This is a genomic window from Microbacterium sp. MMO-20 (assembly GCF_037147735.1).
GTDB lineage: Bacteria > Actinomycetota > Actinomycetes > Actinomycetales > Microbacteriaceae > Microbacterium.
In genome coordinates this window covers 61,049-80,473 of record NZ_JBBCUU010000006.1, presented here as the reverse complement: position 1 = coordinate 80,473, position 19,425 = coordinate 61,049, and the positions used below count along the sequence as shown (strand labels likewise).

General features: G+C 71.0%; 23 protein-coding genes. 14 read left to right on the top strand and 9 right to left on the bottom strand.

Translation table 11 applies throughout. The features are described from left to right. The first annotated feature begins 18 nt into the window (after positions 1-18). Positions 19-1,350 (top strand): ATP-binding protein, encoded by a 1,332-nt coding sequence (locus tag WFI52_RS09575; protein ID WP_336627109.1) that lies wholly within the window; start codon positions 19-21, stop codon positions 1,348-1,350. A gap of 138 nt (positions 1,351-1,488) precedes the next feature. Here the strand turns inward: WFI52_RS09575 and WFI52_RS09570 are convergent, their stop codons facing one another. Further along, on the bottom strand, positions 1,489-2,028 hold the full coding sequence (locus WFI52_RS09570; protein WP_336627110.1) for a hypothetical protein: 540 nt from the start codon (positions 2,026-2,028) through the stop codon (positions 1,489-1,491). Here WFI52_RS09570 and WFI52_RS09565 point away from each other — a divergent pair. Continuing rightward, positions 1,991-3,568 carry a family 20 glycosylhydrolase gene (locus WFI52_RS09565; protein WP_336627111.1) on the top strand — a complete coding sequence of 526 codons (1,578 nt, stop codon included), beginning with the start codon at positions 1,991-1,993 and terminating at the stop codon, positions 3,566-3,568. The two genes, WFI52_RS09570 and WFI52_RS09565, sit on opposite strands and share 38 nt — an antisense overlap. Positions 3,569-3,680: 112 nt before the next feature. On the opposite strand, the gene purD is transcribed toward WFI52_RS09565, so the two are convergent. After that, positions 3,681-4,970: a phosphoribosylamine--glycine ligase gene (gene purD / locus WFI52_RS09560; RefSeq protein WP_336627112.1), complete on the bottom strand. Its 1,290-nt coding sequence runs from the start codon at positions 4,968-4,970 to the stop codon at positions 3,681-3,683. A gap of 45 nt (positions 4,971-5,015) precedes the next feature. Here purD and WFI52_RS09555 point away from each other — a divergent pair, with 45 nt between their 5' ends. After that, a complete protein-coding gene (locus tag WFI52_RS09555; protein WP_336627113.1) occupies positions 5,016-5,384 on the top strand; it encodes a sterol carrier family protein in 369 nt (122 codons plus the stop codon). A gap of 50 nt (positions 5,385-5,434) precedes the next feature. Next, the gene (locus WFI52_RS09550) at positions 5,435-5,764 is read left to right on the top strand and encodes a potassium transporter Trk (protein WP_336627114.1); all 330 of its coding nucleotides are present in this window, start codon (positions 5,435-5,437) and stop codon (positions 5,762-5,764) included. A 34-nt stretch (positions 5,765-5,798) separates the two neighbouring features. Here WFI52_RS09550 and WFI52_RS09545 read toward each other — a convergent pair whose 3' ends face one another. Next, complete coding sequence (locus tag WFI52_RS09545) at positions 5,799-6,398, bottom strand: zinc-binding alcohol dehydrogenase (protein WP_336627115.1); 600 nt, start codon at positions 6,396-6,398, stop codon at positions 5,799-5,801. A gap of 77 nt (positions 6,399-6,475) precedes the next feature. Between WFI52_RS09545 and purM the strand changes: the two genes are divergently transcribed. From purM to WFI52_RS09530, 3 genes are read left to right on the top strand one after another with little or no spacing between them, the layout of a single operon-like run. Further along, positions 6,476-7,597 (top strand): phosphoribosylformylglycinamidine cyclo-ligase, encoded by a 1,122-nt coding sequence (gene purM, locus WFI52_RS09540; RefSeq protein ID WP_336627116.1) that lies wholly within the window; start codon positions 6,476-6,478, stop codon positions 7,595-7,597. 44 nt (positions 7,598-7,641) lie between these two features. Continuing rightward, entirely contained in the window at positions 7,642-9,105 is a 1,464-nt protein-coding gene (gene purF, locus WFI52_RS09535) for an amidophosphoribosyltransferase (RefSeq protein ID WP_336627117.1), read from the top strand. A gap of 40 nt (positions 9,106-9,145) precedes the next feature. After that, positions 9,146-10,393 (top strand): MFS transporter, encoded by a 1,248-nt coding sequence (locus tag WFI52_RS09530; protein ID WP_336627118.1) that lies wholly within the window; start codon positions 9,146-9,148, stop codon positions 10,391-10,393. 43 nt (positions 10,394-10,436) lie between these two features. Here WFI52_RS09530 and WFI52_RS09525 read toward each other — a convergent pair whose 3' ends face one another. After that, positions 10,437-10,622, bottom strand: coding sequence for a DUF3073 family protein (locus WFI52_RS09525; protein ID WP_336627119.1), 186 nt, complete (start codon positions 10,620-10,622; stop codon positions 10,437-10,439). 171 nt (positions 10,623-10,793) lie between these two features. On the opposite strand from WFI52_RS09525, the gene WFI52_RS09520 reads away from it, so the two are divergent. Then, a complete protein-coding gene (locus tag WFI52_RS09520) occupies positions 10,794-11,330 on the top strand; it encodes a universal stress protein (RefSeq protein ID WP_336627120.1) in 537 nt (178 codons plus the stop codon). A gap of 93 nt (positions 11,331-11,423) precedes the next feature. On the opposite strand, the gene WFI52_RS09515 is transcribed toward WFI52_RS09520, so the two are convergent. After that, positions 11,424-12,047, bottom strand: coding sequence for a PadR family transcriptional regulator (locus WFI52_RS09515; protein ID WP_336627121.1), 624 nt, complete (start codon positions 12,045-12,047; stop codon positions 11,424-11,426). 1 nt (position 12,048) lies between these two features. Then, positions 12,049-12,903, bottom strand: a complete 855-nt coding sequence (locus WFI52_RS09510; RefSeq protein WP_336627122.1) for a DUF4097 family beta strand repeat-containing protein — start codon at positions 12,901-12,903, stop codon at positions 12,049-12,051. A 137-nt stretch (positions 12,904-13,040) separates the two neighbouring features. Here WFI52_RS09510 and WFI52_RS09505 point away from each other — a divergent pair, with 137 nt between their 5' ends. Further along, complete coding sequence (locus WFI52_RS09505) at positions 13,041-13,808, top strand: MerR family transcriptional regulator (protein ID WP_336627123.1); 768 nt, start codon at positions 13,041-13,043, stop codon at positions 13,806-13,808. A gap of 75 nt (positions 13,809-13,883) precedes the next feature. Here the strand turns inward: WFI52_RS09505 and WFI52_RS09500 are convergent, their stop codons facing one another. Beyond that, a complete protein-coding gene (locus WFI52_RS09500; protein WP_336627124.1) occupies positions 13,884-14,045 on the bottom strand; it encodes a hypothetical protein in 162 nt (53 codons plus the stop codon). A gap of 142 nt (positions 14,046-14,187) precedes the next feature. Here WFI52_RS09500 and WFI52_RS09495 point away from each other — a divergent pair, with 142 nt between their 5' ends. The 4 genes from WFI52_RS09495 to crcB are packed head-to-tail and all read left to right on the top strand — an operon-like array spanning position 14,188 to position 16,242. Further along, a complete protein-coding gene (locus tag WFI52_RS09495; protein WP_336627125.1) occupies positions 14,188-14,457 on the top strand; it encodes a DUF7218 family protein in 270 nt (89 codons plus the stop codon). Next, positions 14,457-15,419, top strand: coding sequence for a DNA topoisomerase IB (locus WFI52_RS09490; RefSeq protein ID WP_336627126.1), 963 nt, complete (start codon positions 14,457-14,459; stop codon positions 15,417-15,419). The genes WFI52_RS09495 and WFI52_RS09490 overlap by 1 nt, the downstream gene beginning before the upstream one ends. 20 nt (positions 15,420-15,439) lie before the next feature. After that, complete coding sequence (locus tag WFI52_RS09485) at positions 15,440-15,871, top strand: fluoride efflux transporter FluC (RefSeq protein WP_336627127.1); 432 nt, start codon at positions 15,440-15,442, stop codon at positions 15,869-15,871. Continuing rightward, entirely contained in the window at positions 15,868-16,242 is a 375-nt protein-coding gene (crcB, locus tag WFI52_RS09480; RefSeq protein ID WP_336627128.1) for a fluoride efflux transporter CrcB, read from the top strand. Before WFI52_RS09485 ends, crcB begins: the two co-directional genes overlap by 4 nt. 22 nt (positions 16,243-16,264) lie before the next feature. On the opposite strand, the gene WFI52_RS09475 is transcribed toward crcB, so the two are convergent. Then, positions 16,265-17,209: a hypothetical protein gene (locus tag WFI52_RS09475; protein WP_336627129.1), complete on the bottom strand. Its 945-nt coding sequence runs from the start codon at positions 17,207-17,209 to the stop codon at positions 16,265-16,267. 72 nt (positions 17,210-17,281) lie between these two features. Here WFI52_RS09475 and WFI52_RS09470 point away from each other — a divergent pair, with 72 nt between their 5' ends. Continuing rightward, positions 17,282-18,847, top strand: coding sequence for a helix-turn-helix transcriptional regulator (locus WFI52_RS09470; protein ID WP_336627130.1), 1,566 nt, complete (start codon positions 17,282-17,284; stop codon positions 18,845-18,847). On the opposite strand, the gene WFI52_RS09465 is transcribed toward WFI52_RS09470, so the two are convergent. Then, complete coding sequence (locus WFI52_RS09465) at positions 18,832-19,386, bottom strand: hypothetical protein (RefSeq protein ID WP_336627131.1); 555 nt, start codon at positions 19,384-19,386, stop codon at positions 18,832-18,834. The genes WFI52_RS09470 and WFI52_RS09465 overlap by 16 nt on opposite strands. Positions 19,387-19,425 lie beyond the last annotated feature (39 nt).

Here is a 19,425-nt window from a genome sequence, read left to right as displayed (position 1 = left end):
GTCGGGCACAATGGCGCTGTGAGCCGTACGCATATCCGGGATTTCCATGACGACGACCTCGACGCGGTCGTGCGGCTGTGGGAGGAGGTGCACGGCGCTGAGGAGTCTCCGGTGTATTCGCTCGCCGAGATGATCGCGTCGTGTCAGGCCGACCACGCCGTCGTCGCGACGCGTGACGACGTGCTCGTGGGAGTGGCCGTGGGCCGCGCCGCGCACGCGCAGGGCTGGATCGTCTTCTTCGGCGTCGCGCCGGTCGCCCAGCCCGACCAGATCTCGGCCGGGCTGCTCGATGCGCTCGAGCGGCGGATGGCTCCGCTCGGCCTCGGCAAGCTCTCGATCCTGCTCGCCGAGGGGCAGCAACCCCTCGCCGCGCTGACGGCGAACGGGTTCGAGGTGCGCGATCCGCTCCGCTACCTCGAGCGCGAGATGCCGGTGCAGCGCCGCGAGCTGGACCTGCTCAAAGAGGTGGGCGGGCGCATCCTGCCCCGGCACCTGTGGCGCGGGGTCAGCGGCATGCGTCAGGAGAAGGACCTTCTCGAAGAGCGCCTCGTCACGCCGCTGTCGCGCCCCGACCTGGCGGAGCGGTTCGGCGTCGTGCCGCCGCGCGCCGTGATGCTCTTCGGCCCGCCCGGCACCGGCAAGACGACGTTTGCGAAGGCCGTCGCCTCGCGCCTGGATTGGCCGTTCGTCGAGGTGTTCCCCTCGCGCCTGGCCGACGGATCGTCGAGTCTCGCGGGGGCGCTTCGCACGACCTTCGAGCGGATCGGCGAGCTCGAGCACGCGGTCGTGTTCATCGACGAGGTCGAGGAGATCGCGTCGCGCCGCGGCGGCACTCCGCCCTCGCCGACGCAGGGCGTGACCAACGAGCTGCTGAAGATCGTCGCGGAGTTCCGCGAGCGCGACGGGCGTCTGCTCGTGTGCGCGACGAACTTCGTGCGCGCCCTGGATGCCGCGTTCTTGCGCCACGGGCGCTTCGACTACGTGATCCCGATCGGCCTGCCCGACGGCGAGGCCCGCGCCGCCATCTGGCGCCGCTACATCCCCGCCGCTGCGGCGGAGGCGACCGACATCGCGGCGCTCGTCGCGGCGAGCGACGGCCTCACGCCCGCCGACATCGAGTACGCCGCGCGCCGCGCCTCGCAGGAGGCCCTCGCCCGCGCGCTGCGCGCCGGCGAGGGGTCTGCGGACGGTTCCGAGGGCGATGCCGGGGACGGGCCCGGGGAGGATGCCGGCGATGCGCCGCTCGCGACGGCCGACTATCTTCGCGCGCTCGGTGCAACGCGGGCGACGGTGTCGGCCGAGGCGGTCTCCGACTTCCTCACCGACATCGATGAGTACGCCCGGCTCTGACCGGCTCGGGCGAGTAGCCAACGCCCGCAGATTCGCAAAGTCGCAACAGAATCGGATGCCTGGGCATCCATTCTCCGAATCTGTTGGTGTTTTCCGAATCTGGTGACGGGGATGGGGGCGCACAACGCCCCCACCCGGTCACCGCTGGATCAGGTCGACGAACCGCTCGGCGATCAGCTGCAGTCCGGCCTCGTCGGGGTGCAGATCGTCGTAGAGGTGCGAGACGTCGGCGTGGCCGAACAGCTGCCGGCCGTCGAGATACGACAGCTGCGCGTCGTCACGCACCGACACGACCTCGGCGAGGATCTCGCGGATGCCCGTCAGGGTGAGCGCCCCGGTGTCGGGCTCGATCTGCCGCGCCGCGGCGTGCATCATGCCGGCGGCGTCGCCGTACACCGGCCCCGGCGTCTGCTCGTGGATCGGGCACGAGATCGGCGAGATGAGGACGATCGGCGGGTCGGGATGCCCCTCGCGAATCGTGTCGAGGAACGCGTGCACCGCGGGGCGGAAGGTGCGCTCGCGCATGCTGTCGGCGTTCACCAGGTTGATGCCCACCTTCAGCGTGATGAGGTCGGCGGGTGCGTCGCGGATCATCCGCGCGGCGAAGCCGTCGAGCTGCGCGTTGCCGGCGAACGACAGATTGCGCAGCTGCCAGTCGAGCGCCGCGGCCGCGCGCATCGGCCAGGGGCCGTCGGTTCTACGACGACATGAGCGCCCAGGGTGCCGACTCGCGGACGACCTGCTCAAAGCCCGACAGGTAGATCTCCCGCAGCGCGCGCTCGACCTCACCGCCGTCGACGCGCTGACGCGCCGGGCCTATGGAGTCGGCGTCGTCGCCGACGATGCCGATCCGGACGTCATCCTGTGCCGCGCATCCGCCGGTGAAGAAAAGGGGGCGGTCGGAACCGACCCCCGCCCGCCCGCGCGCGCGGGCATCTCCGAGGCCTACCGGGTGCAGGCCGACGGTGACGGAGTGCTCGTTACCGGAGCAGGAGACGAGGCGCTCTTCCGTGGGCTGCTGACCGTGGCCGCCCTGTCGTCGCAGGGTGAGCTCGCCGCGCTCGAGATCTCCGACGGCCCGCACTTCGCGTGGCGAGGCCTCTCCCTCGATGTCGTACGCAGATGGTTCCCCGTCGAAGACGTCGAACGGGTCATCGATCTGCTCGCGATCCACAAGTTCAACGTGCTCCACCTCCACCTCAGCGACATGCAGGGGTGGCGCTTCGTCGTGCCCGGCTATGACGTGGCATCCGGCGACGGCCACTACACGGCCGCCGACCTCGACCACCTCGTCGCCTACGCCGCCGCGCGACAGGTGACGATCGTGCCCGAGGTCGACATGCCCGGTCACGTCTCGCCCGCGGTCGGAGAGCGGATCGGCGTCGAGGTCGCGACCGGCCCGCACCCGCTCGTGCGCTACCTCGAGTGGCACGGTGAGGGCTTTCCCGCGTTCGTGCAGGCCGTGCTCGACGAGCTCGTCGCCCGCTTCGACGCGCCTTACCTGCACATCGGCGGCGACGAGGCGTTCGGCGACCCGATCGAAAGCTACGTCGCTTTCGTGCGCGCCGCCGTCGCCGAGGTTCGCGCACGTGGCCGTCGAGTGCTCGGATGGCAGGAGACGAGCCGCGCAGGCATCCTCGGCGGCGACGACCGCAGCCAGCTCTGGATCGCCGACCGGGATCGCTTCGACGCCGACAAGGCGCGTCAGGACCTCCCCGAGCAGTTCCACCCCTTCATCCCGCTCCTCGCGCAGACCTTCGCCGAGTCGACCGGCGACGCGGCGCGCCTGGGTGAAGCCGGCGTTCCGGTGATCGTGTCGTCGAGCGACCCGCTCTACCTCGATCGGAAGCCCTCCGAGGACTCCACCGACGCCGGCCAGCAGGAGCAGCGCGCCCGGCTCGGCCACCCCGGATACGAGGCCACGCCGTCGACGGACGTGCTGCGCTGGGACCCCACGCTGCAGGCCGACATCGCCGAGGCCGGTCTCACCGTCGCCGGGGTCGAGGCCGCCCTGTGGTGCGAGAGCGTGACGAGCTTCGACGATGCCGCGACGCTGCTGCTGCCGCGGCTCGGCCTCGTGGCTCAGGTGTGCTGGGGCGGGCCGCTCGGCGGCGACGTCGCCGAGGCCGACGTGCTCGCCGCGGCACGCGCTCAGGCGGACGCCTGGGATGCACTGGGCTTCAGCGCCTACTACCGCTCCGCCGGCGTCCTCGGCTGAGGCCCGGGCGCGGGGCGCCGCGGATTCGGAAACACGCAACAGATTCGGATGCCTCGGCATCCATTGTCCGAGTCTGTTGGTGTCTTCCGATTCTGGTGACCCGGCGCCGGGCCTACTCCGCGACGCGCGCGGCGATGTCGCGGCGGTAGTGGCTGCCCTCGAGCGTGATCTCACCGAGCGCGGCGTACGCGCGCTCGCGTGCCTGCGCGAAGCTCTCGCCCGTCGCGACGACGTTGAGCACGCGCCCGCCCGTCGAGATGAGGTCGCCGCCGGGCGCGTCCGGCCCTGCCGTCGCCGCGTGGGCGAGGTGCACGCCGGGCGTGGACGCCGCCGCGTGCAGCCCCTCGATCGGTCGGCCGGTCGCCGGCGACTCAGGGTAGCCCTCGCTCGCGAGCACGACGGTGATCGCCGGCGCGGGCGAGAACGTCGGCTCCGGCTCGTCTTCGAGCGTGCCGGATGCCGCCGACATCAGCAGGCGTGACAGCGGACTCTCCAGGCGCGCGAGCACGACCTGGGTCTCCGGATCGCCGAACCGGGCGTTGAACTCGATCACCTTGATCTCGGTGTCCGCGCCTTCGCCGGTGAGGATCAGGCCCGCGTAGAGCAGTCCGATGAAGGGGGTGCCCTCGGCATCCAGCTGCCGGATGACGGGCTCGGCCACCTCGGCGGTGACGCGATCGACGAAGGCGCGCTCGCTGCCGAACCGCTCAGCGAGCCACGGAAGCGGCGAGTACGCGCCCATGCCGCCCGTGTTCGGGCCGGCGTCGCCGTCATAGGCGCGCTTGAAGTCCTGCGCCGGCGACAGGGCGCGCACCGTGTCGCCGTCGCTGACGAAGAAGAGCGACACTTCGGGGCCGGAGAGGAACTCCTCGACGAGCACGGGACCGGCGCCCAGGAACGCGTCGGCGTGAGCGAGTGCGGCAGCGCGGTCGTCCGTGACGATGACGCCCTTGCCCGCCGCGAGGCCGTCCGCCTTGACGACATAAGGGGCGCCGTAGGCGTCGAGCGCGGTCTCGACCTCCGACCGTGTCGCGGCGCGGGCGGCGCGGCCGGTGGGGACGTCCGCGGCATCCATGATGCGCTTCGCGAACGCCTTCGAGCCTTCGAGTGCGGCGGCCGCTCGGCCCGGGCCGAAGACAGGGATGCCTCGTTCGCGCAGCGCATCGGCGACCCCGGCGACGAGCGGCGCCTCGGGGCCGATGATGACGAGGTCGATGGACTCGTCGTTCGCGTAGTCGGTGACGTCGCCGGGATCGTTGGCGTCGAGGCCCGGCACGAGGGTCGCGTCGGCGGCGATGCCGGCGTTGCCGGGCGCCGCGAAGAGCTGGTGGCCGCCCTCGCCCTTCAGCGCCAGGAGGATGGCGTGCTCGCGGGCACCGGAACCGAGGACGAGAATGCGCACGCGGCCAGCCTACCGAGCCGGCGGGGACGCACTAGCGTGGGTGCCATGGCCCGCAGGATCACGACCGACGCCGGGCGGGCAGCGCTCGCGGCGGTCGCAGCGGTGCGGGAGCAGGGCGGCGGTCTGCCGCGCGCCGAGACGGCGACGGCCGTCCGCTACCTCCTGCAGCTGCTCGTCGAGAAGGCTCCCGGCGGCACGGTCGAAGTGCGCGTGCCGCCGTACGGCGCCGTGCAGGTGATCGAGGGCCCGCGGCACACGCGCGGTACCCCGCCGAACGTCGTCGAGACGGATGCCGTCACCTGGATCGACCTCGCGACCGGCGCGAAGGAGTGGGGGGATGCCGCGGCATCCGGACGCATCCTCGCGTCGGGCACCCGGGCCGATCTCTCCGCCCTGCTGCCCCTCCGGCCCTGATCGCCCCGCCGCGTCCCCCGTGGGCCCGCCAGCGGTGGGACAATGGGAGCATGAGCGAACCCGTCGAGCACGCCGTGCACCGCATCGAGACGGCGCGGGTTCGCCGCAGCCCGCGCTACGCGATCTTCTGCGTGGCGGGGGCCGCCCTCGGCATCCTGGCCGCCCTCATCCTCACGTTCGCCTTCGACGGCACCGCCGAGGCGAGCGCGTCGACGAGCGTCACGTACTCGACGTCGCAGGTCTTCGGCTTCCTCTGCCTCGTCTGCATTCCGATCGGTCTCGCCGTCGGCGCTGTGGTCGCCCTGGTCCTCGACCGCAGCCTCGCGCGCCGTACGCGCGAAGTGCGCATCGACCACGAGCGGGTCGAACGGACCGACTGATCCGCCCTGCGCCGCCGCCTCCGCGCGGCGCGGGTCAGGCGATGTCGGCGATGATCGGTGCGATGGCGGCGTCGAACGCCGCGACATCGTGACGGAGACCGTCGGTCACGGCGATCGTCAGCGCGCCGATCCACCAGACGCCGCGTTGCGTCAACGGCAGGATCTGCACGTTCAGCTCGAACGAGTGTGCCCGCCGGCCGCTCGAGCGCTCGTGCTGGGCGATGGCACTCGCGTACGCGCGGTACGACGCTCCAGTGCCGACCGACTGCCGGTAGCGCTCGTTGGCGTCGCGGGAGTAGGCGACGGCGTCCGCGCCGAACGGCGCGATCGCGGCCTGCAGCTCGGCGAAGCCCTCCGTGGGCAGGGCGACCAGCATGTCGAAGCCGTCCACGAGTTCGAGGGGGACGGGGGAGGGGTGCGCCTGCGGCTCGACGGTCATGTCCCACAGCACGCGCCACTGCCGCTCGAGCGCGCTCGCATCGACGTACGCGTCGGATGTCGAGGAGGGGATGCCGCGCAGGTGCGGCAGCTCCTCTGGGTGGCGGATTCCGAGTGCCTGTCGCAGGTACAGCGCGACGAGCACGGGCAGCGCCGCGTCCTCGCGCACGACCCACGACGGTGCCTCCGCTGCCATGTCGCCATCCTAGGGATCCCGCGGTCGTGCGCGCGGCCCCGGCCGGACCCGACATCCGCACCCGGTAGGCTGTCGGTGTGGCCCATGCCCCACAGAATCCCTATTCCGAAGCCGGCGTCGACACCGCGGCGGGAGATCTCGCCGTCGAACTGATGAAGTCGGCCGTCCGGCGCACCCACGGCCCCGAAGTCCTCGGCGGCGTCGGCGGCTTCGCGGGCCTCTTCGACGCGAGCGCACTGCTCGGTTACACCAAGCCGCTGCTCGCGACCTCGACCGACGGGGTCGGGACGAAGGTGGCGATCGCGCAGACGATCGACAAGCACGACACGATCGGCCAAGACCTCGTCGGCATGGTCGTCGACGACATCGTCGTCGTGGGCGCGAAGCCGCTCTTCATGACCGACTACATCTCGTGCGGCAAGGTGTTCCCCGAGCGCATCGCCGACATCGTGCGCGGCATCGCGACGGGTTGCGAGCTCACCGGCACCGCGCTCGTCGGTGGCGAGACGGCCGAGCACCCGGGCCTTCTCGGCGTGAACGACTACGACGTCGCGGGAGCTGCGACCGGCATCGTCGAGGCGGGCGCCGTGCTCGGCGCCGAGCGGGTGCGCTCCGGCGACGCGGTCCTCGCCCTGGCATCCAGCGGTCCGCATTCCAACGGGTACTCGCTCATCCGTCACATCGTGAGTCGCGCCGGAATCACCTACGCGTCGGAGGCCCCGGACTTCGGTCGCACGTGGGGCGAGGAGCTCCTCGAGCCGACCCGCCTCTACACGCTCCCGCTCCTGCGTCTGCTCGACGCGATCCCGGGGGGCATCCACTCGCTCAGTCACGTCACGGGAGGCGGCATCGCCGCGAACCTCGCCCGCGTGCTGCCGAAGGGCTCGTGGGTCGACGTCGATCGTGCCACGTGGTCGCCGGCACCCGTCTTCCGCGTGCTCGCCGACCTCGGCGGACTCGAACTGGAGAGCACCGAGGGCACGTGGAACCTCGGCATCGGGTTCTTCGCCGTGGTCGCCGCAGACCAGGCGGATGCCGCGATCGCGACCCTCCGCGCGGAGGGCATCGCCACGTGGCAGGCCGGGGTCGTGCGCACCGACGCGGTTCCCGAGGACGGCCACGGCGAATTCGAACAGGGCGCGAAGGGCGTCGACGGCGGTGCCGTGCGCCTCGTCGGCTCGTATTCGACGGCGAATTAGGCGCAGAAGTCGGATTAGGCGCGGAAAAGGACTGAGCAACACCCATGTGCGGAATCGTCGGCGTCGTCTCGCAGGGGAACGTCAATCAGGAGATCTACGACTCCCTTCTTCTGCTCCAGCACCGCGGGCAGGATTCGACGGGCATCGCGACGGCGGAGCCCAACGGCGTCTTCCATCTGTTCAAGGCGAAAGGGCAGGTGCGCGAGGCGTTCCGCACGCGCGACATGCGCGCCCTTCTCGGCACGATCGGCCTCGGCCACGTGCGCTACGCGACGAAGGGCACCGCCTCGAGCGAGGAGGAGGCGCAGCCCTTCTACGTCAACGCGCCCTACGGGATCGTTCTCGTCCACAACGGCAACCTGACCAATACGCGCGAGCTCACTGACGAGCTGTTCCGCAAGGATCGCCGGCATCTCAACACGAGCTCCGACACGGAGCTGCTCGTCAACGTGCTCGCCAACGAGCTGCAGGCATCCATCGGCGGTCTCGAGCTCGATCCGGCGCAGGTGTTCCAGGCGGTCTCGCGCGTCCACGAGCGCGTCGAGGGATCGTACGCGTCGATCGCGCTCATCGCGGGGTACGGACTGCTCGCGTTCCGCGACCCGTTCGGCATCCGGCCCCTCATCCTCGGCACTCGCCAGGACGAGGACGGCCGCTACGAGTGGATCGTGGCCTCTGAATCCCTCGTGCTGGAGAACGGCGGATTCGACGTCGTCCGCGAGGTCGAGCCGGGTGAGGCCGTGTTCATCGACCTCGATGGCAACCTGCACACGAAGCAGTGCGCGAAGGATCCGAAGCTCGTGCCCTGCTCCTTCGAATACGTGTACCTCGCCCGTCCCGACTCGATCATGAACGGCATCTCGGTGTACGAGGCGCGACTGCGCATGGGCGACCGCCTCGCCGACACGATCGCGAAGTACACGCCGAAGGACAAGATCGACGTCGTCATGCCGATCCCCGACTCGTCCCGCCCGGCGGCGATGCAGGTCGCGCGCAAGCTCGGCATCGAGTACCGCGAGGGCTTCTACAAGAACCGCTATGTCGGCCGCACGTTCATCATGCCGGGGCAGGCGGTGCGCAAGAAGAGCGTGCGGCAGAAGCTCAACGCGATGTCGAGCGAGTTCAAGGGCAAGAACGTCCTCCTCATCGACGACTCGATCGTCCGTGGCACGACCTCCAAGGAGATCATCCAGATGGCGCGGGATGCCGGGGCGCTCTCGGTCACCTTCGCGTCGGCCGCGCCGCCCGTCCGCTTCCCGCACGTGTACGGCATCAACATGCCGTCGCGTCACGAGCTCGTCGCGCACGGCCGGACGATCCCCGAGATCGCCGCCGAGCTCGGCGCGGACTACATGGTCTACCAGGAGATCGACGACCTCAAGGCGGCGATCCTCGACGGCGCGCCCGATGTCGAGGACCTCGACATGAGCTGCTTCGACGGCCGCTACGTGACGGGAACCGTCTCGGAGGAGTACCTCGCCTGGGTCGAGGGCACACAGGAGTCCTGACCCCGCGCCGCGCCTGCAGCGACCGGCATAGGCTTGGGGAGTGACGGCAGCCCCCACCCGACCTCTCTGGCGGGGCCGAGCCCTCGCCTTCACCGGCATCGTTCTCGTCGCCTTCTCGCTGCGGTCCGCGGTCGCCGCGCTGTCGCCGATCCTCGCCGAGGTCAACGCCGATCTGCACGTGCCGACGTGGGTGGTCGGGCTCATCGGGGCAGCGCCCCCGATCTGCTTCGCGGTCTTCGGCATCGTGACGCCGACGCTCGAGCGCAGGTTCGGGCTGGAGCGGCTCGCCGCGGCATCCATGCTCGTCGCCGCCGCCGCGATGATCGTGCGTGCGGTCGCGGGCGACGGTGCGGTTCTGCTCATCGGCACCGTCGTGCTGTTCGCTGCGGTCGGCGTCGGCAACGTCGTGCTCCCGCCGCTCATCAAGGCGTACTTCCCCGATCGCACCGGCATGATGACCGCGCTGTACTCCTCGCTCCTCGCGATCGCCGCCTTCGTCCCGCCTCTCGTGGCGGTGCCGGTGGCGGATGCCGCGGGGTGGCGAGTCTCCCTCGGGCTGTGGGCGGCGTTCGCGGTCGCGGCGATCGTGCCGTGGGTCACGATGCTCGTGCGCGCGCGGCGCTCGAGCCCGCTCCCGACGACCGGCGCGATCGACATCGTCGAAGAGCCCACTCCTCGCGTCCTCGGCAGACTGCCGCGAATCCCTCTGGCGTGGGCGCTCGCGCTCACCTTCGCGATTTCGGCGGCGAGTGTCTACGCGTGCTTCGCGTGGCTGCCCGTCGTGCTCGTCGACATGACCGGCCTGGACCACGCCGCGGCGGGGGCTCTGCTCTCGCTGTTCGGCGCGATGGGGCTGCCGTGGTCGATCCTCGTGCCGATCGCCGTCACTCGCTGGAACCGCGTGGGGGTTGTCTACGGCGTCGCGCTCGTCGCGGGTGTCGCGGGGGTTCTCGGCATGGTCCTCGCGCCGACAGCCGCGACAGTGCTCTGGGTGATCCTGCTCGGCACGCCGCAGGGGCTCTTCCCCGCGGTTCTCGTGATGATCCAGCGCCGTTCGCGCACGCACGAGGGCGCGGTCGCGCTCTCGAGCTTCAGCCAGAGCGTCGGCTACGCCGTCGCGGCGCTGTTCCCGCTGGGTTTCGCGGTGCTGCACGAAGCGACGGGCGACTGGCGCGGGGCTCTCGTGAGCCTCGGCATCCTGTTCCTGTTCACGATCCCGGCGGGGATCATCGTGACGCGCACGCGAACGATCGAAGACGAATGGGAGCGCCGTCACGGCGCGTGGTGAACACGCGACCCGCTGAAGAGGTCGCCGTCGTCAGCGAGGTCGTTCAGACGCGCGCGGCGTTGTCGTCCTCGTCCTCGTCCTCGTACTGGTCGGCCCACTTGTCGACGTACTGATCGTCCTCGTGGTGACCGAGTTCCTTCTCAAGCGACGAGAAGTTCACGTTGTACGTGTCGTACTTGAGTTCGCGAGCGATCTTGGTGTGCTTCGCCTTCTGACGGCCACGCCCCATGCGAGACCCCCTCATTTCTGAGTCCTGGGCGGTGCGGCTGCGGTTCGCACTCGTCCGATGCATTCACGATTCGGCCAGGGGCCGGGAAGAGTAGCATTCAGGATAACACGGGGCCTTGTGACCCTCGCGGTTTTGCGGTCCCGACGGTGCGATTCGAGCGGAGAGTGCGACATGGCAGAGGGTGGCGCGGCAGAGGTTCCGCTGCACGCGGTGATCGTCGGTGTGATCCCCGACCAGCCGGCGCGGGTGCTGAAAGAAGCGGCGCGCTACGCGAAGCTCTTCGCTGCGCCGCTGATCGTGGCGCACGTCGACATCACGCGCTTCGTCACCTACGAGGACCCCGACGGCTACGTCCACTCCGCCCCGATAGATCTGGATGCCGCGACGGGCCAATCGCAGCTGGCGGCCGTGACGGATGCCGCGACGGCAGCCCTCGGTGCTGCCGGCACGGGGGGTGTCGACTGGTCGGTGCATCAGCTCGTCGGTGATCCGGCGCTGGCCATCAAGCACCTCGCCGAGCAGGCGCAGGCGCGGCTGATCGTCGTCGGCACCCGCCGCCGCGGATTCGGTGAGTCGGTGCGCGAGTTCTTCACCGGCTCTGTCGCCGCCCGCCTCGCGCATCGCCAGTCGCGACCGGTCCTCGTGGTGCCGCTGCAGGATCCGGCCGCCGACGACGAGGACCTGTGGCCCGATCTCGCCGAGGGCTGAGGTCGCGCGAGAGCGCACCGGAATCGGAGAACGGCGACAGAATCGCAGACTGGCGTCGCCGACGTCCGATTCTGTTGCGAGCCTCCGAATCCGTCAGCCGCGGAGCGCGCGGGTGAGGTCGTGTGCCGCCTCGTCGAGCGCCCGGGAGAGGTCGTCGACGACGGATGCCGCGAGCGCGCCCCCGCGCGCGACGTGCGTGCGCAGGTCGGCTCGGACGTTCGCGCGGAACTCAGCGACGAGCGCGTCGGCGCGGCGCAGCTGCTCGCGGGTATCGGCGCGCGCGGCATCCTCGGCGGTCACGGACGACGCGGCGCGGTGCTGAGCGGCGTCCCCGTCGGCGCGGGCGGCGGCGGCGAGGTCGGCGCGCAGGCTCTTCATGGCTTCGCGCACGCTGCCGCGCACCTCGTCGGCGATGAGGCGCACGCTGTCGGCGAGACCCGCCTCGATGCCTTCGAGGTCTCCCGTGCGGGCGGCGACCTCGGCCCGTCCGGCCTCCGTGATCGCGTAGACGGTCTTGCGGCCGTCGACGGTCTTGGTGACGAGGCCCTCGTCTTCGAGCTTCGCGAGGCGCGGGTAGATCGTGCCCGCGCTCGGGGTGTAGGTGCCGCCGGTGCGGTCGGAGAGTGCCTGCATGAGGTCGTAGCCGTGCCGCGGGGATTCGTCGAGAAGGCTCAGGAGATACAGGCGCAGGTCGCCGTGCGAGAAGACGGGCGCCATGTCAGTACTCCGGCTCGGTGAGAGATGCCGTCGGCTCGGCCGGGGCGACCGCCGCGCGACGCAGCACCGTGACGGCACCCGAGACGGAGTTCGCGCGCACGTCGGCGAAGCTGCCGCTGAGCTCGCCGACCGAGTCGGTCCAGTTCGTGGGGCCCGACCCCGAGCGCTTGACGCCGTCGACGAGGACCCGTCCGCTCACCGACCGCAGCACGTAATTGGCGGGCAATCCCTCGTCGAGGCGCACGGTCGTCTCGCCCGAGACGGTGTTGATGTTCACGGCATCCACGCGACCTGACGAGTCGACCAGGACATCTCCCGACACGGTGTCGGCGCCGGCTCTGCGGATCATGCCGGTCGCGGCGATCTCGCCCGACACGGAGTTCGCGTTCAGGGTGCCGTCGAGGCCACGGATCTGCACGTCGCCCGAGACGGCGTTCACGGTCAGGTCGCCGGTGAGCCCGTCGACGATGATGTCTCCCGAGACGGTGTTGAGGCGTGCGCCCGACGCGAGGCCCGACACGAGGGCGCTCGCCGACACGACCCCGAGCGTCAGCGCGACGCCCCGCGGGACGGCGACGGAGATCTCGGCCTTCGGTCCGCCCGAGCCGAAGTTGCGGAACACCTCGAGGAAGTTGTCCCACCGCAGCTGAGGGTGATCGATCTCGACGACGTCGCCGCTGGCCTCGATGCGCAGGTCCTTGATCGTGACGCTGTGCACCTCGATGCGCACGCCCGGCTCGTCGTGGGCGACGACGTCGATCTGCCCGCCGACGAGACCCACCTTGAGCTTTCGGATGTCCTCCAGGTCGATCACGCGGTTCTCGCCCGGCTTGATCAGCCACTTCTCGTCCGACATGTGTTCCTCCGTGTGGATGTGCGCGACTCGAGATATATCGCGTTAGGGTGACAATAACACGATATATCTCGATTCTCCAGAACGCGGATGAGAGAAATCTTGACATTGACGCAACGTCAAGATTTAACGTGGCATCCATGAATGATTGGTCGATCCAGCAGATCGCGAAGCTCGCCGGAACCACGAGCCGGACGCTCCGGCACTACGACGACATCGGACTGCTGACGCCCAGCGGTATCGGCGCGAACGGCTATCGACGGTATGACAGCGCTGCGCTCGTGCGGCTGCAGCGCATCCTGCTGCTGCGGGAGCTCGGACTCTCGCTTCCGCAGATCGCCGAGATCCTCGCGCGCCCGGCGTCGGAAGAGGATGCGCTCGCGCATCACCTCGCGTGGCTGCACGCCGAGCAGTACCGCCTCGGGCGGCAGATCGCGGCGGTGCAGACGACCATCACCGCATTGAAGAAAGGAGAGGAGCCCGTGGCGAAGGACATGTTCGATGGGTTCGATCACACGCAGTACCAGGACGAGGTCACGCAGAAGTGGGGTGCGCAGGCGTACGCCGATTCCGACCGCTGGTGGCGGGGCATGGATGCCGAGGCGCAGGGCGACTGGAAGGCGCAGACCGCGGCGCTGAACGCCGCCTGGCAGGACGCCGCCGCGCGCGGCGCCGACCCGGAGGGGCAGGAGGCGCAGGCGCTCGCCGCGCGGCACGTGGACTGGCTCCGCGGCATCCCGGGGACACCGGCGGCGGGGGTAGCCTCCGACGGCGACATCGCAGGTTACGTGCGCGGGCTCGGGGAGATGTACGTCGCGGATGAGCGGTTCGCCGCGAACTACGGCGGCGCGGCGGGGGCGGTGTTCGTCCGCGACGCGCTCGCCGCGTACGCCGCCGCGCATCTCTGACGCCTCCCCGACGGCAGACGAAACGGCCCCGGCAGTGCCGGGGCCGTTTCGTTGGTGCGGCCGAAGCCGCGGGCGTCAGGCCCTGCCGCCGCGCACCACGCGCAGCAGGAACGCGATCAGCGCGATGACGCCGACGATCAGCGCGACCCACAGCAGCCAGTTCAGAGCGGCGTTCATGCCGCCGACGATGGCGAGCACGATGGCGACGACGATGATGATGAGAAGGGCGATGTTCATGGGGGAACTCCTTTCGTGTCGGGCGTCTCTTGTGAAGCGACCCGGGCCTCCGGGGACGGCGGAGACACCCCGACGCTACCGCCGTCACCGCCCAGCGCCGCCCCCCTTGCGGCAGGTGAGAGTGATGCGATAGGGCCGAGGTATGCCACGAAACCAGACCCCTGCCAGCATCAAGGATCCCGACCTCTACGAGGAGCTCCGCGCGGAGGGCGCGTCGAAGCAGAAAGCAGCCCGCGTCTCGAACGCGGCCGCCCGTGATGGACGCGCGGCCGTCGGCCGCCGCGGTGGTGAGGCCGGCTCGTACGAGGACTGGACCGTCGCCGAGCTGCGTGCTCGCGCGAAAGAGCTCGGCCTCACCGGCTACTCCGGCAAGCGGAAGTCCGAACTCATCGACATGCTGCGCGAGGACTGATGCCGAGACTCAGGACTGTCCGGCCGGGCATCGACCTGGGCTACACCCGGACACGCTCGGGGAGCGGATTCCGGTACACGGATGCCGACGGCGCAACCCTGCCCGCCGCGGAGCGCGAGCGTGCCGCGGCGCTCGTGATCCCGCCGGCATGGACGGATGTGTGGATCAGCGCGGCATCCGACGGCCACATCCAGGCGACCGGCGTCGACGAGGCGGGCCGACGTCAGTACGTGTACCACCCCGACTGGGCGGCGGGACGCGACAAGGGCAAGTACGCCCGAGCGCTGCAGCTGGCAGCGTCGCTGCCGCACGCGCGCGGTCGCGTGACGACGTCACTGCGGCGCGACGACCTCGACCGCGAGCGCGTGCTCGCGACGGCATTCCGGCTGCTCGATCAGGCGGCGCCACGAGTCGGCAGTGCGAAGTACCTCGCGCGTCACGGCAGTCGTGGCCTGACGACGCTGCGGCGCCGGGATGCCGCCGTCGTCACCTCGGTCACGAGCCTGCGCTTCCGCGGCAAGAGCGGCAAACGTCAGAGTCTCAACATCGACGATGCCGAGCTCGCTGTCGTCGTCGCGGCGCTCGCGGCGGGGCGTCCGGCAGCGCCGCTGCTGGCCTACACGCGCGGCCGCCGGCGGGTGCCGCTCACGCCGAAGGACGTCAATGCCTACGTTCGAGCGATGACCGGGGGAGCGTTCACGGCGAAGGATTTCCGTACGCTCCGCGGCACGATCCTCGCCGCTGACGCGCTCGCCCGGATCGGCCCGGCCGGTTCGAAGCGAGATCGCAAGCACGCAGAAGTTCTGGCCGTGAAGGCCGCGTCGGACGCTCTCGGCAACACACCTGCGGTCGCGCGCAGCTCGTACATCGATCCGCGTGTCTTCGCGAGGTATCGCCGGGGCGTCGTGCTCGACACCGCCGTCTCGCCCGAATCGGCGATCCGCGCGCTGATCCTCGGGTGAGCGGACGATAGCCTGCGGTCATGGCCCGCGCCGCATGGTTCTCGCCCCTCGTGCTGATCCTCGTGATCTGCGGCGGGGCGGTGGGAGTCGCCGCGCGCGCCGCGCTCACCCTTCCGTTCTCAGCGGGTGCGCACCCCCTCCTCCTCCCCGCGCTCACGCTCGTCATCAACCTGGTGGGTGCGCTTCTGCTCGGCGTCGTCGTCGGAGCGCTCGACGACCGGCATCCCCGGTGGCGCTCGTTCCTCGGGACGGGCGTGATGGGCGGCTTCACGACGTACAGCGCCTTCGCCGTGCACGTCGTGACGACGGGCAGTTCCGCACCGCTCGTCGGACTGCTGCTGGCCGCCGTCACGATCTTCGGCGGGACGTTGGCCGGTGCTGTGGGCCTCGCTCTCGGCCGACGCATCGTCGACCGGCCGGGCGAGATCGAGTCCCCGGAGGAGGCGGAGTGAACGCTCTCGAGATCACGGCTCTGCTCGTCGGCGGCGGGATCGGTGCGGGAGCGCGATACGTGCTCGACGGTGCGATCATGCGCGGGCGCAGCGGCGCGTTCCCCCTCGGCGTCCTGGTCGTGAATGTGCTCGGATCGTTCCTGCTGGGGCTGCTCACCGGCATCCCGCACGTCGCAGCGGTCTGGCTCACCATCCTCGGCGTGGGCGTGCTGGGCGGCTTCACGACCTTCAGCACCGTCGCCGTCGAGACGGCGCTGCTCGCTCAGCGCGGCCGGCGCGACTGGGCGTGGGTGAACCTCGTCGGCACGCTCGTCGCCTGCGTCGTCGCGGCGGCGATCGGCTTCACGATCGGCGGGCTCTTCCCGCGCTGACGGATGCCGCGCGGCGCGCGCGTCAGCGCGCGCCGGGGCCGATCACCCGCGGCTGGACACCGAGGCTCGCGCGCCAGTCGCGGATGACCTGCTTCTGCGCGTCGTCGCATTCGACGCCGTAGCCGATGCTCACGTCCCAATAGCTCGAGTCGCTGTCCCAGACGCGGCTGTCGAGGGTCCAGCCGTCGAGGAAGGTCAGCGCGAAGCAGTCGGCCATCGTCTCGGCGTCACCGAAAGCCTCGAGCGCCGTCGCCGTGGGCTCGGGGTTCGTGAACTGCAGCACGTGCGCGAACTCGTGGTACGCGACTCCCGTGCGGATCCGATCCGTCATGTACGGCTCCGCTTCGCGCGCGACGTCGACGTGCACGACGCGGGGATCACTCGAGCGCACGCACGCGATGGCGTCAGCGGTGCTGCAGACATCGTCGAGCGACCACGTCACATACCCCTGGCCGAGAGCGTCGAGGGCCGCTTCGTACGCGCTGCCGGAGGCGTTCACGGAGGCCGCGTTCGCCGCGTTCGCGCGCTCTGCGGCGAGGCGGGTCCGCGCGTCTTCGACGGCGCGGATGCTCTGATCCATGCCCGCGAGGTCCCAGCGGCGGCTCCAGGCCTGCCACGCCAGCGAGTCGTACGAGTCCCACGGGACGACGGATGCCAGCGGCATCCCGCGAAGACTCTCCACCTCGCCGAGCAGGTTCTCGACGGCAGCGCCGAACGCCTCCTTGCGATCGATGAGGTCGCGTTGCTCGTCGAGCTGCTGCTGTTGTTCTTCGATCTCACGCTGCTGGTCGTCGATCGTCGCCCGATCCTGCGTACGCTCCACGTACAGCCACACGGCGACCGCGACGATCGCGATGAGCGACATGGCCAGGATGACGGCAGTGACGATCCATCCGACGGGGCGGCGGCGCGGTGGTGCGGGCTGCGGTGCGGGCGCGGGCGCGGCCGCGGCGACGGGGTCTGACACGCGGGCGCCTTCCTCGAGGTGTCGTCAGCCTACCGGTGACGATCCCGCCCGCGCGCGTGCCAGGATCGACGCATGACGGCGCGCGGCAGCGACGAGGAGCGTGTGGTCGCCTTCCTCGAGATCATGGAGCTCGGTGGTGATGCGCCGCGCATCGCGACCCGCGTCGACGCTGCGGAGCCGCCGCGGGACTGGGTGGATGCCTACGCGCTCCTCTTCCTCGGCCGATACGTCGAGGCGCTCACCGCCATCGCGCACGTCGACGACGGCTCGCCCGGAGCGCGCGGCACGCGGGCCCAGATCGAGGCGCTGTGCCTGGGGGCGACCGATGTGCAGCTCGTCGCCGCCATCCCGCCCGATACGACGGTGGGAGCCATGGCGCTCTTCCAGTTGAGCGAGGCGGCCCACCTCGTCGGTCGTATCGAGCAGTGCTCCGCGATGCTCGATGGCGCCCTGAGTGCAGCGGTGCCCCGCCGGGCCCGCGTCTGGCTGCGGCTCGCCGCCGCGCGGGCGCTCCTCTTCCGCGGCGAAGTCGCCCAGTCGGCGGAGCTCCTCGCGCTCGCCGCGCCCGATGCGCGGTCGCCGTTAGCGCGCCGCTCGGTCACGTGTCTGCGCGCCGTCGTCGCGGGATTCTCCGGCCGCGCCGAGGCCGTCGTCGCCGAGGCGTCCGTGATCCGTCGCGAAGTCGTTCCCCCGCGCAGCTACGCCGACTCGGGGATCGCACTCATGTGCGCGCTCGGGCTCGCCGGTGCCGGGATGGTCCTCGCAGCGGGAGAGCTGCTGCGGGAGGGCGGCGGGGGACCCGGACTCCCGCTCCTGCCGCCGACCCTCCGCGGTTACGCGTACGACGTGCTGGTCGAGGCGGCGCTCGCCGCCGGCAATCCCGAGCTCGCGGCGTGGATCATGGTCGACTTCGACCGCATCGACTTCGGCGCGAACGCGCAGTTCCGCGCCGCGCGCGAAGCCGCGCGGGCGCGGATCGAGATCGCGGCGGGTGCGCGGGGCCCCGGTGAGGAGCGCGCCGAGCGCGCCGCGCGCGCTGCGCTCGGCGCCGGCGTCGGACTCGTCGGGGCACGGGCCGCAGCCGTCGCGACGCACGCCAGGGGCGCCGTGCAGCGCGGCCAGGCATCCGTTGACCTGCTCGGGGCCTCCTCGGTCGATCTCCGTCGCTGGCTCGACAGCGTCGCACCGAAAGGCGACGAGGGCGTCCGCGACCGCCGCCTCGACGTCGAACCCGCGTGGGATCGCCTCACTCGGGCCCAGCAGGCCGTCGCGCGCCTCGCCGCACGGGGCCTACGCAATCAGGAGATCGCCGACCAGCTCGTTCTGTCGCGCCGCACGGTCGAGGGCCACCTCTCGGCGATCTTCGACCGCCTGGGCATCGCCGATCGCGTCGACATCGTGCGCGGCGGCGGCGACCGGCCCCTCGATCCCGCCGCGCTCGGCATGCTCACGGCGCGCCAGGCCGAGATCGCCCGCGAGCTCGTCGCGGGCGCGGGCAACGGCGCGATCGCCGAGCATCTCGGCATCCACGTCAAGACCGTCGAGAAGCACGTGCGCGGCCTCTACCGCGCTCTCGGCGTGTCGGGTCGCGCCGCCGCCGTCGGGCGGCTGCTCGAGTCCGATCAGCGTCGCGCCTGAACCATCTGTGCGAGGGTCTGCGCCGCCGCCTCGAGGGCAGGGTCTACGACACCGGTCAGGGCGAGGCGGAAAGAGTGCGTCGCGTCGGCGAAGTACGCGCCGCCGGGCGTGGTGGCGAACCCACCGCTCCCCGGGGCCGGAGCCTCGGCGGGTGCCGGGTTGAGGCTGCCGGCGGGCCACGCCGCGAGCTCCAGGAAAGCCCCCGGAGTGCTCGTCGATGCCCACACGCACTGACCGCCGGTCGCGTCGCCGAGCGACCCGAAGGTCAGGTTGGCGTCCACCGTCGCAAGCCCGATGACGCCGTTGACCTCCTCCTCGCTCAGCACCGCGCACACGTCGCTCGTGGCGGAGCTCGTGCCAGCCGGTGCGGTCGTCGGTGCAGCGGATGCCGGGGCTTCCGCTGCCGTTGCCGCCTCGCTCGGCGTCGTGGCGATCGACTCGGATGCCGGAGGGGTCGAAGCGCAGGCCGAGAGCGGGGCGAGAAGGAGCGCGAGCGCCACCGGGGCAGCGGCGAGGCGGGGGCTGATCGCGGTGGTCATGCGGGTCCTTTCGGTCAGGTGCGACCAGGGTAGAGAGAT

What these genes read in the sequence shown, in the direction of transcription:
- WFI52_RS09515 (WP_336627121.1), bottom strand. Translation starts at nt 12,047, where the DNA reads ATGGCGCCCGTCTTCTCGCACGGCGACCTGCGCCTGTATCTCCTGAGC.
- WFI52_RS09545 (WP_336627115.1), bottom strand. Translation starts at nt 6,398, where the DNA reads ATGGCAGCGGAGGCACCGTCGTGGGTCGTGCGCGAGGACGCGGCGCTG.
- WFI52_RS09485 (WP_336627127.1), top strand. Translation starts at nt 15,440, where the DNA reads ATGGCCCGCGCCGCATGGTTCTCGCCCCTCGTGCTGATCCTCGTGATC.
- WFI52_RS09505 (WP_336627123.1), top strand. Translation starts at nt 13,041, where the DNA reads ATGAATGATTGGTCGATCCAGCAGATCGCGAAGCTCGCCGGAACCACG.
- WFI52_RS09470 (WP_336627130.1), top strand. Translation starts at nt 17,282, where the DNA reads ATGACGGCGCGCGGCAGCGACGAGGAGCGTGTGGTCGCCTTCCTCGAG.
- WFI52_RS09490 (WP_336627126.1), top strand. Translation starts at nt 14,457, where the DNA reads ATGCCGAGACTCAGGACTGTCCGGCCGGGCATCGACCTGGGCTACACC.
- WFI52_RS09520 (WP_336627120.1), top strand. Translation starts at nt 10,794, where the DNA reads ATGGCAGAGGGTGGCGCGGCAGAGGTTCCGCTGCACGCGGTGATCGTC.
- WFI52_RS09510 (WP_336627122.1), bottom strand. Translation starts at nt 12,903, where the DNA reads ATGTCGGACGAGAAGTGGCTGATCAAGCCGGGCGAGAACCGCGTGATC.
- WFI52_RS09495 (WP_336627125.1), top strand. Translation starts at nt 14,188, where the DNA reads ATGCCACGAAACCAGACCCCTGCCAGCATCAAGGATCCCGACCTCTAC.
- WFI52_RS09525 (WP_336627119.1), bottom strand. Translation starts at nt 10,622, where the DNA reads ATGGGGCGTGGCCGTCAGAAGGCGAAGCACACCAAGATCGCTCGCGAA.
- WFI52_RS09570 (WP_336627110.1), bottom strand. Translation starts at nt 2,028, where the DNA reads ATGCGCGCGGCCGCGGCGCTCGACTGGCAGCTGCGCAATCTGTCGTTC.
- WFI52_RS09555 (WP_336627113.1), top strand. Translation starts at nt 5,016, where the DNA reads ATGGCCCGCAGGATCACGACCGACGCCGGGCGGGCAGCGCTCGCGGCG.
- WFI52_RS09500 (WP_336627124.1), bottom strand. Translation starts at nt 14,045, where the DNA reads ATGAACATCGCCCTTCTCATCATCATCGTCGTCGCCATCGTGCTCGCC.
- WFI52_RS09550 (WP_336627114.1), top strand. Translation starts at nt 5,435, where the DNA reads ATGAGCGAACCCGTCGAGCACGCCGTGCACCGCATCGAGACGGCGCGG.
- purF (WP_336627117.1), top strand. Translation starts at nt 7,642, where the DNA reads ATGTGCGGAATCGTCGGCGTCGTCTCGCAGGGGAACGTCAATCAGGAG.
- WFI52_RS09465 (WP_336627131.1), bottom strand. Translation starts at nt 19,386, where the DNA reads ATGACCACCGCGATCAGCCCCCGCCTCGCCGCTGCCCCGGTGGCGCTC.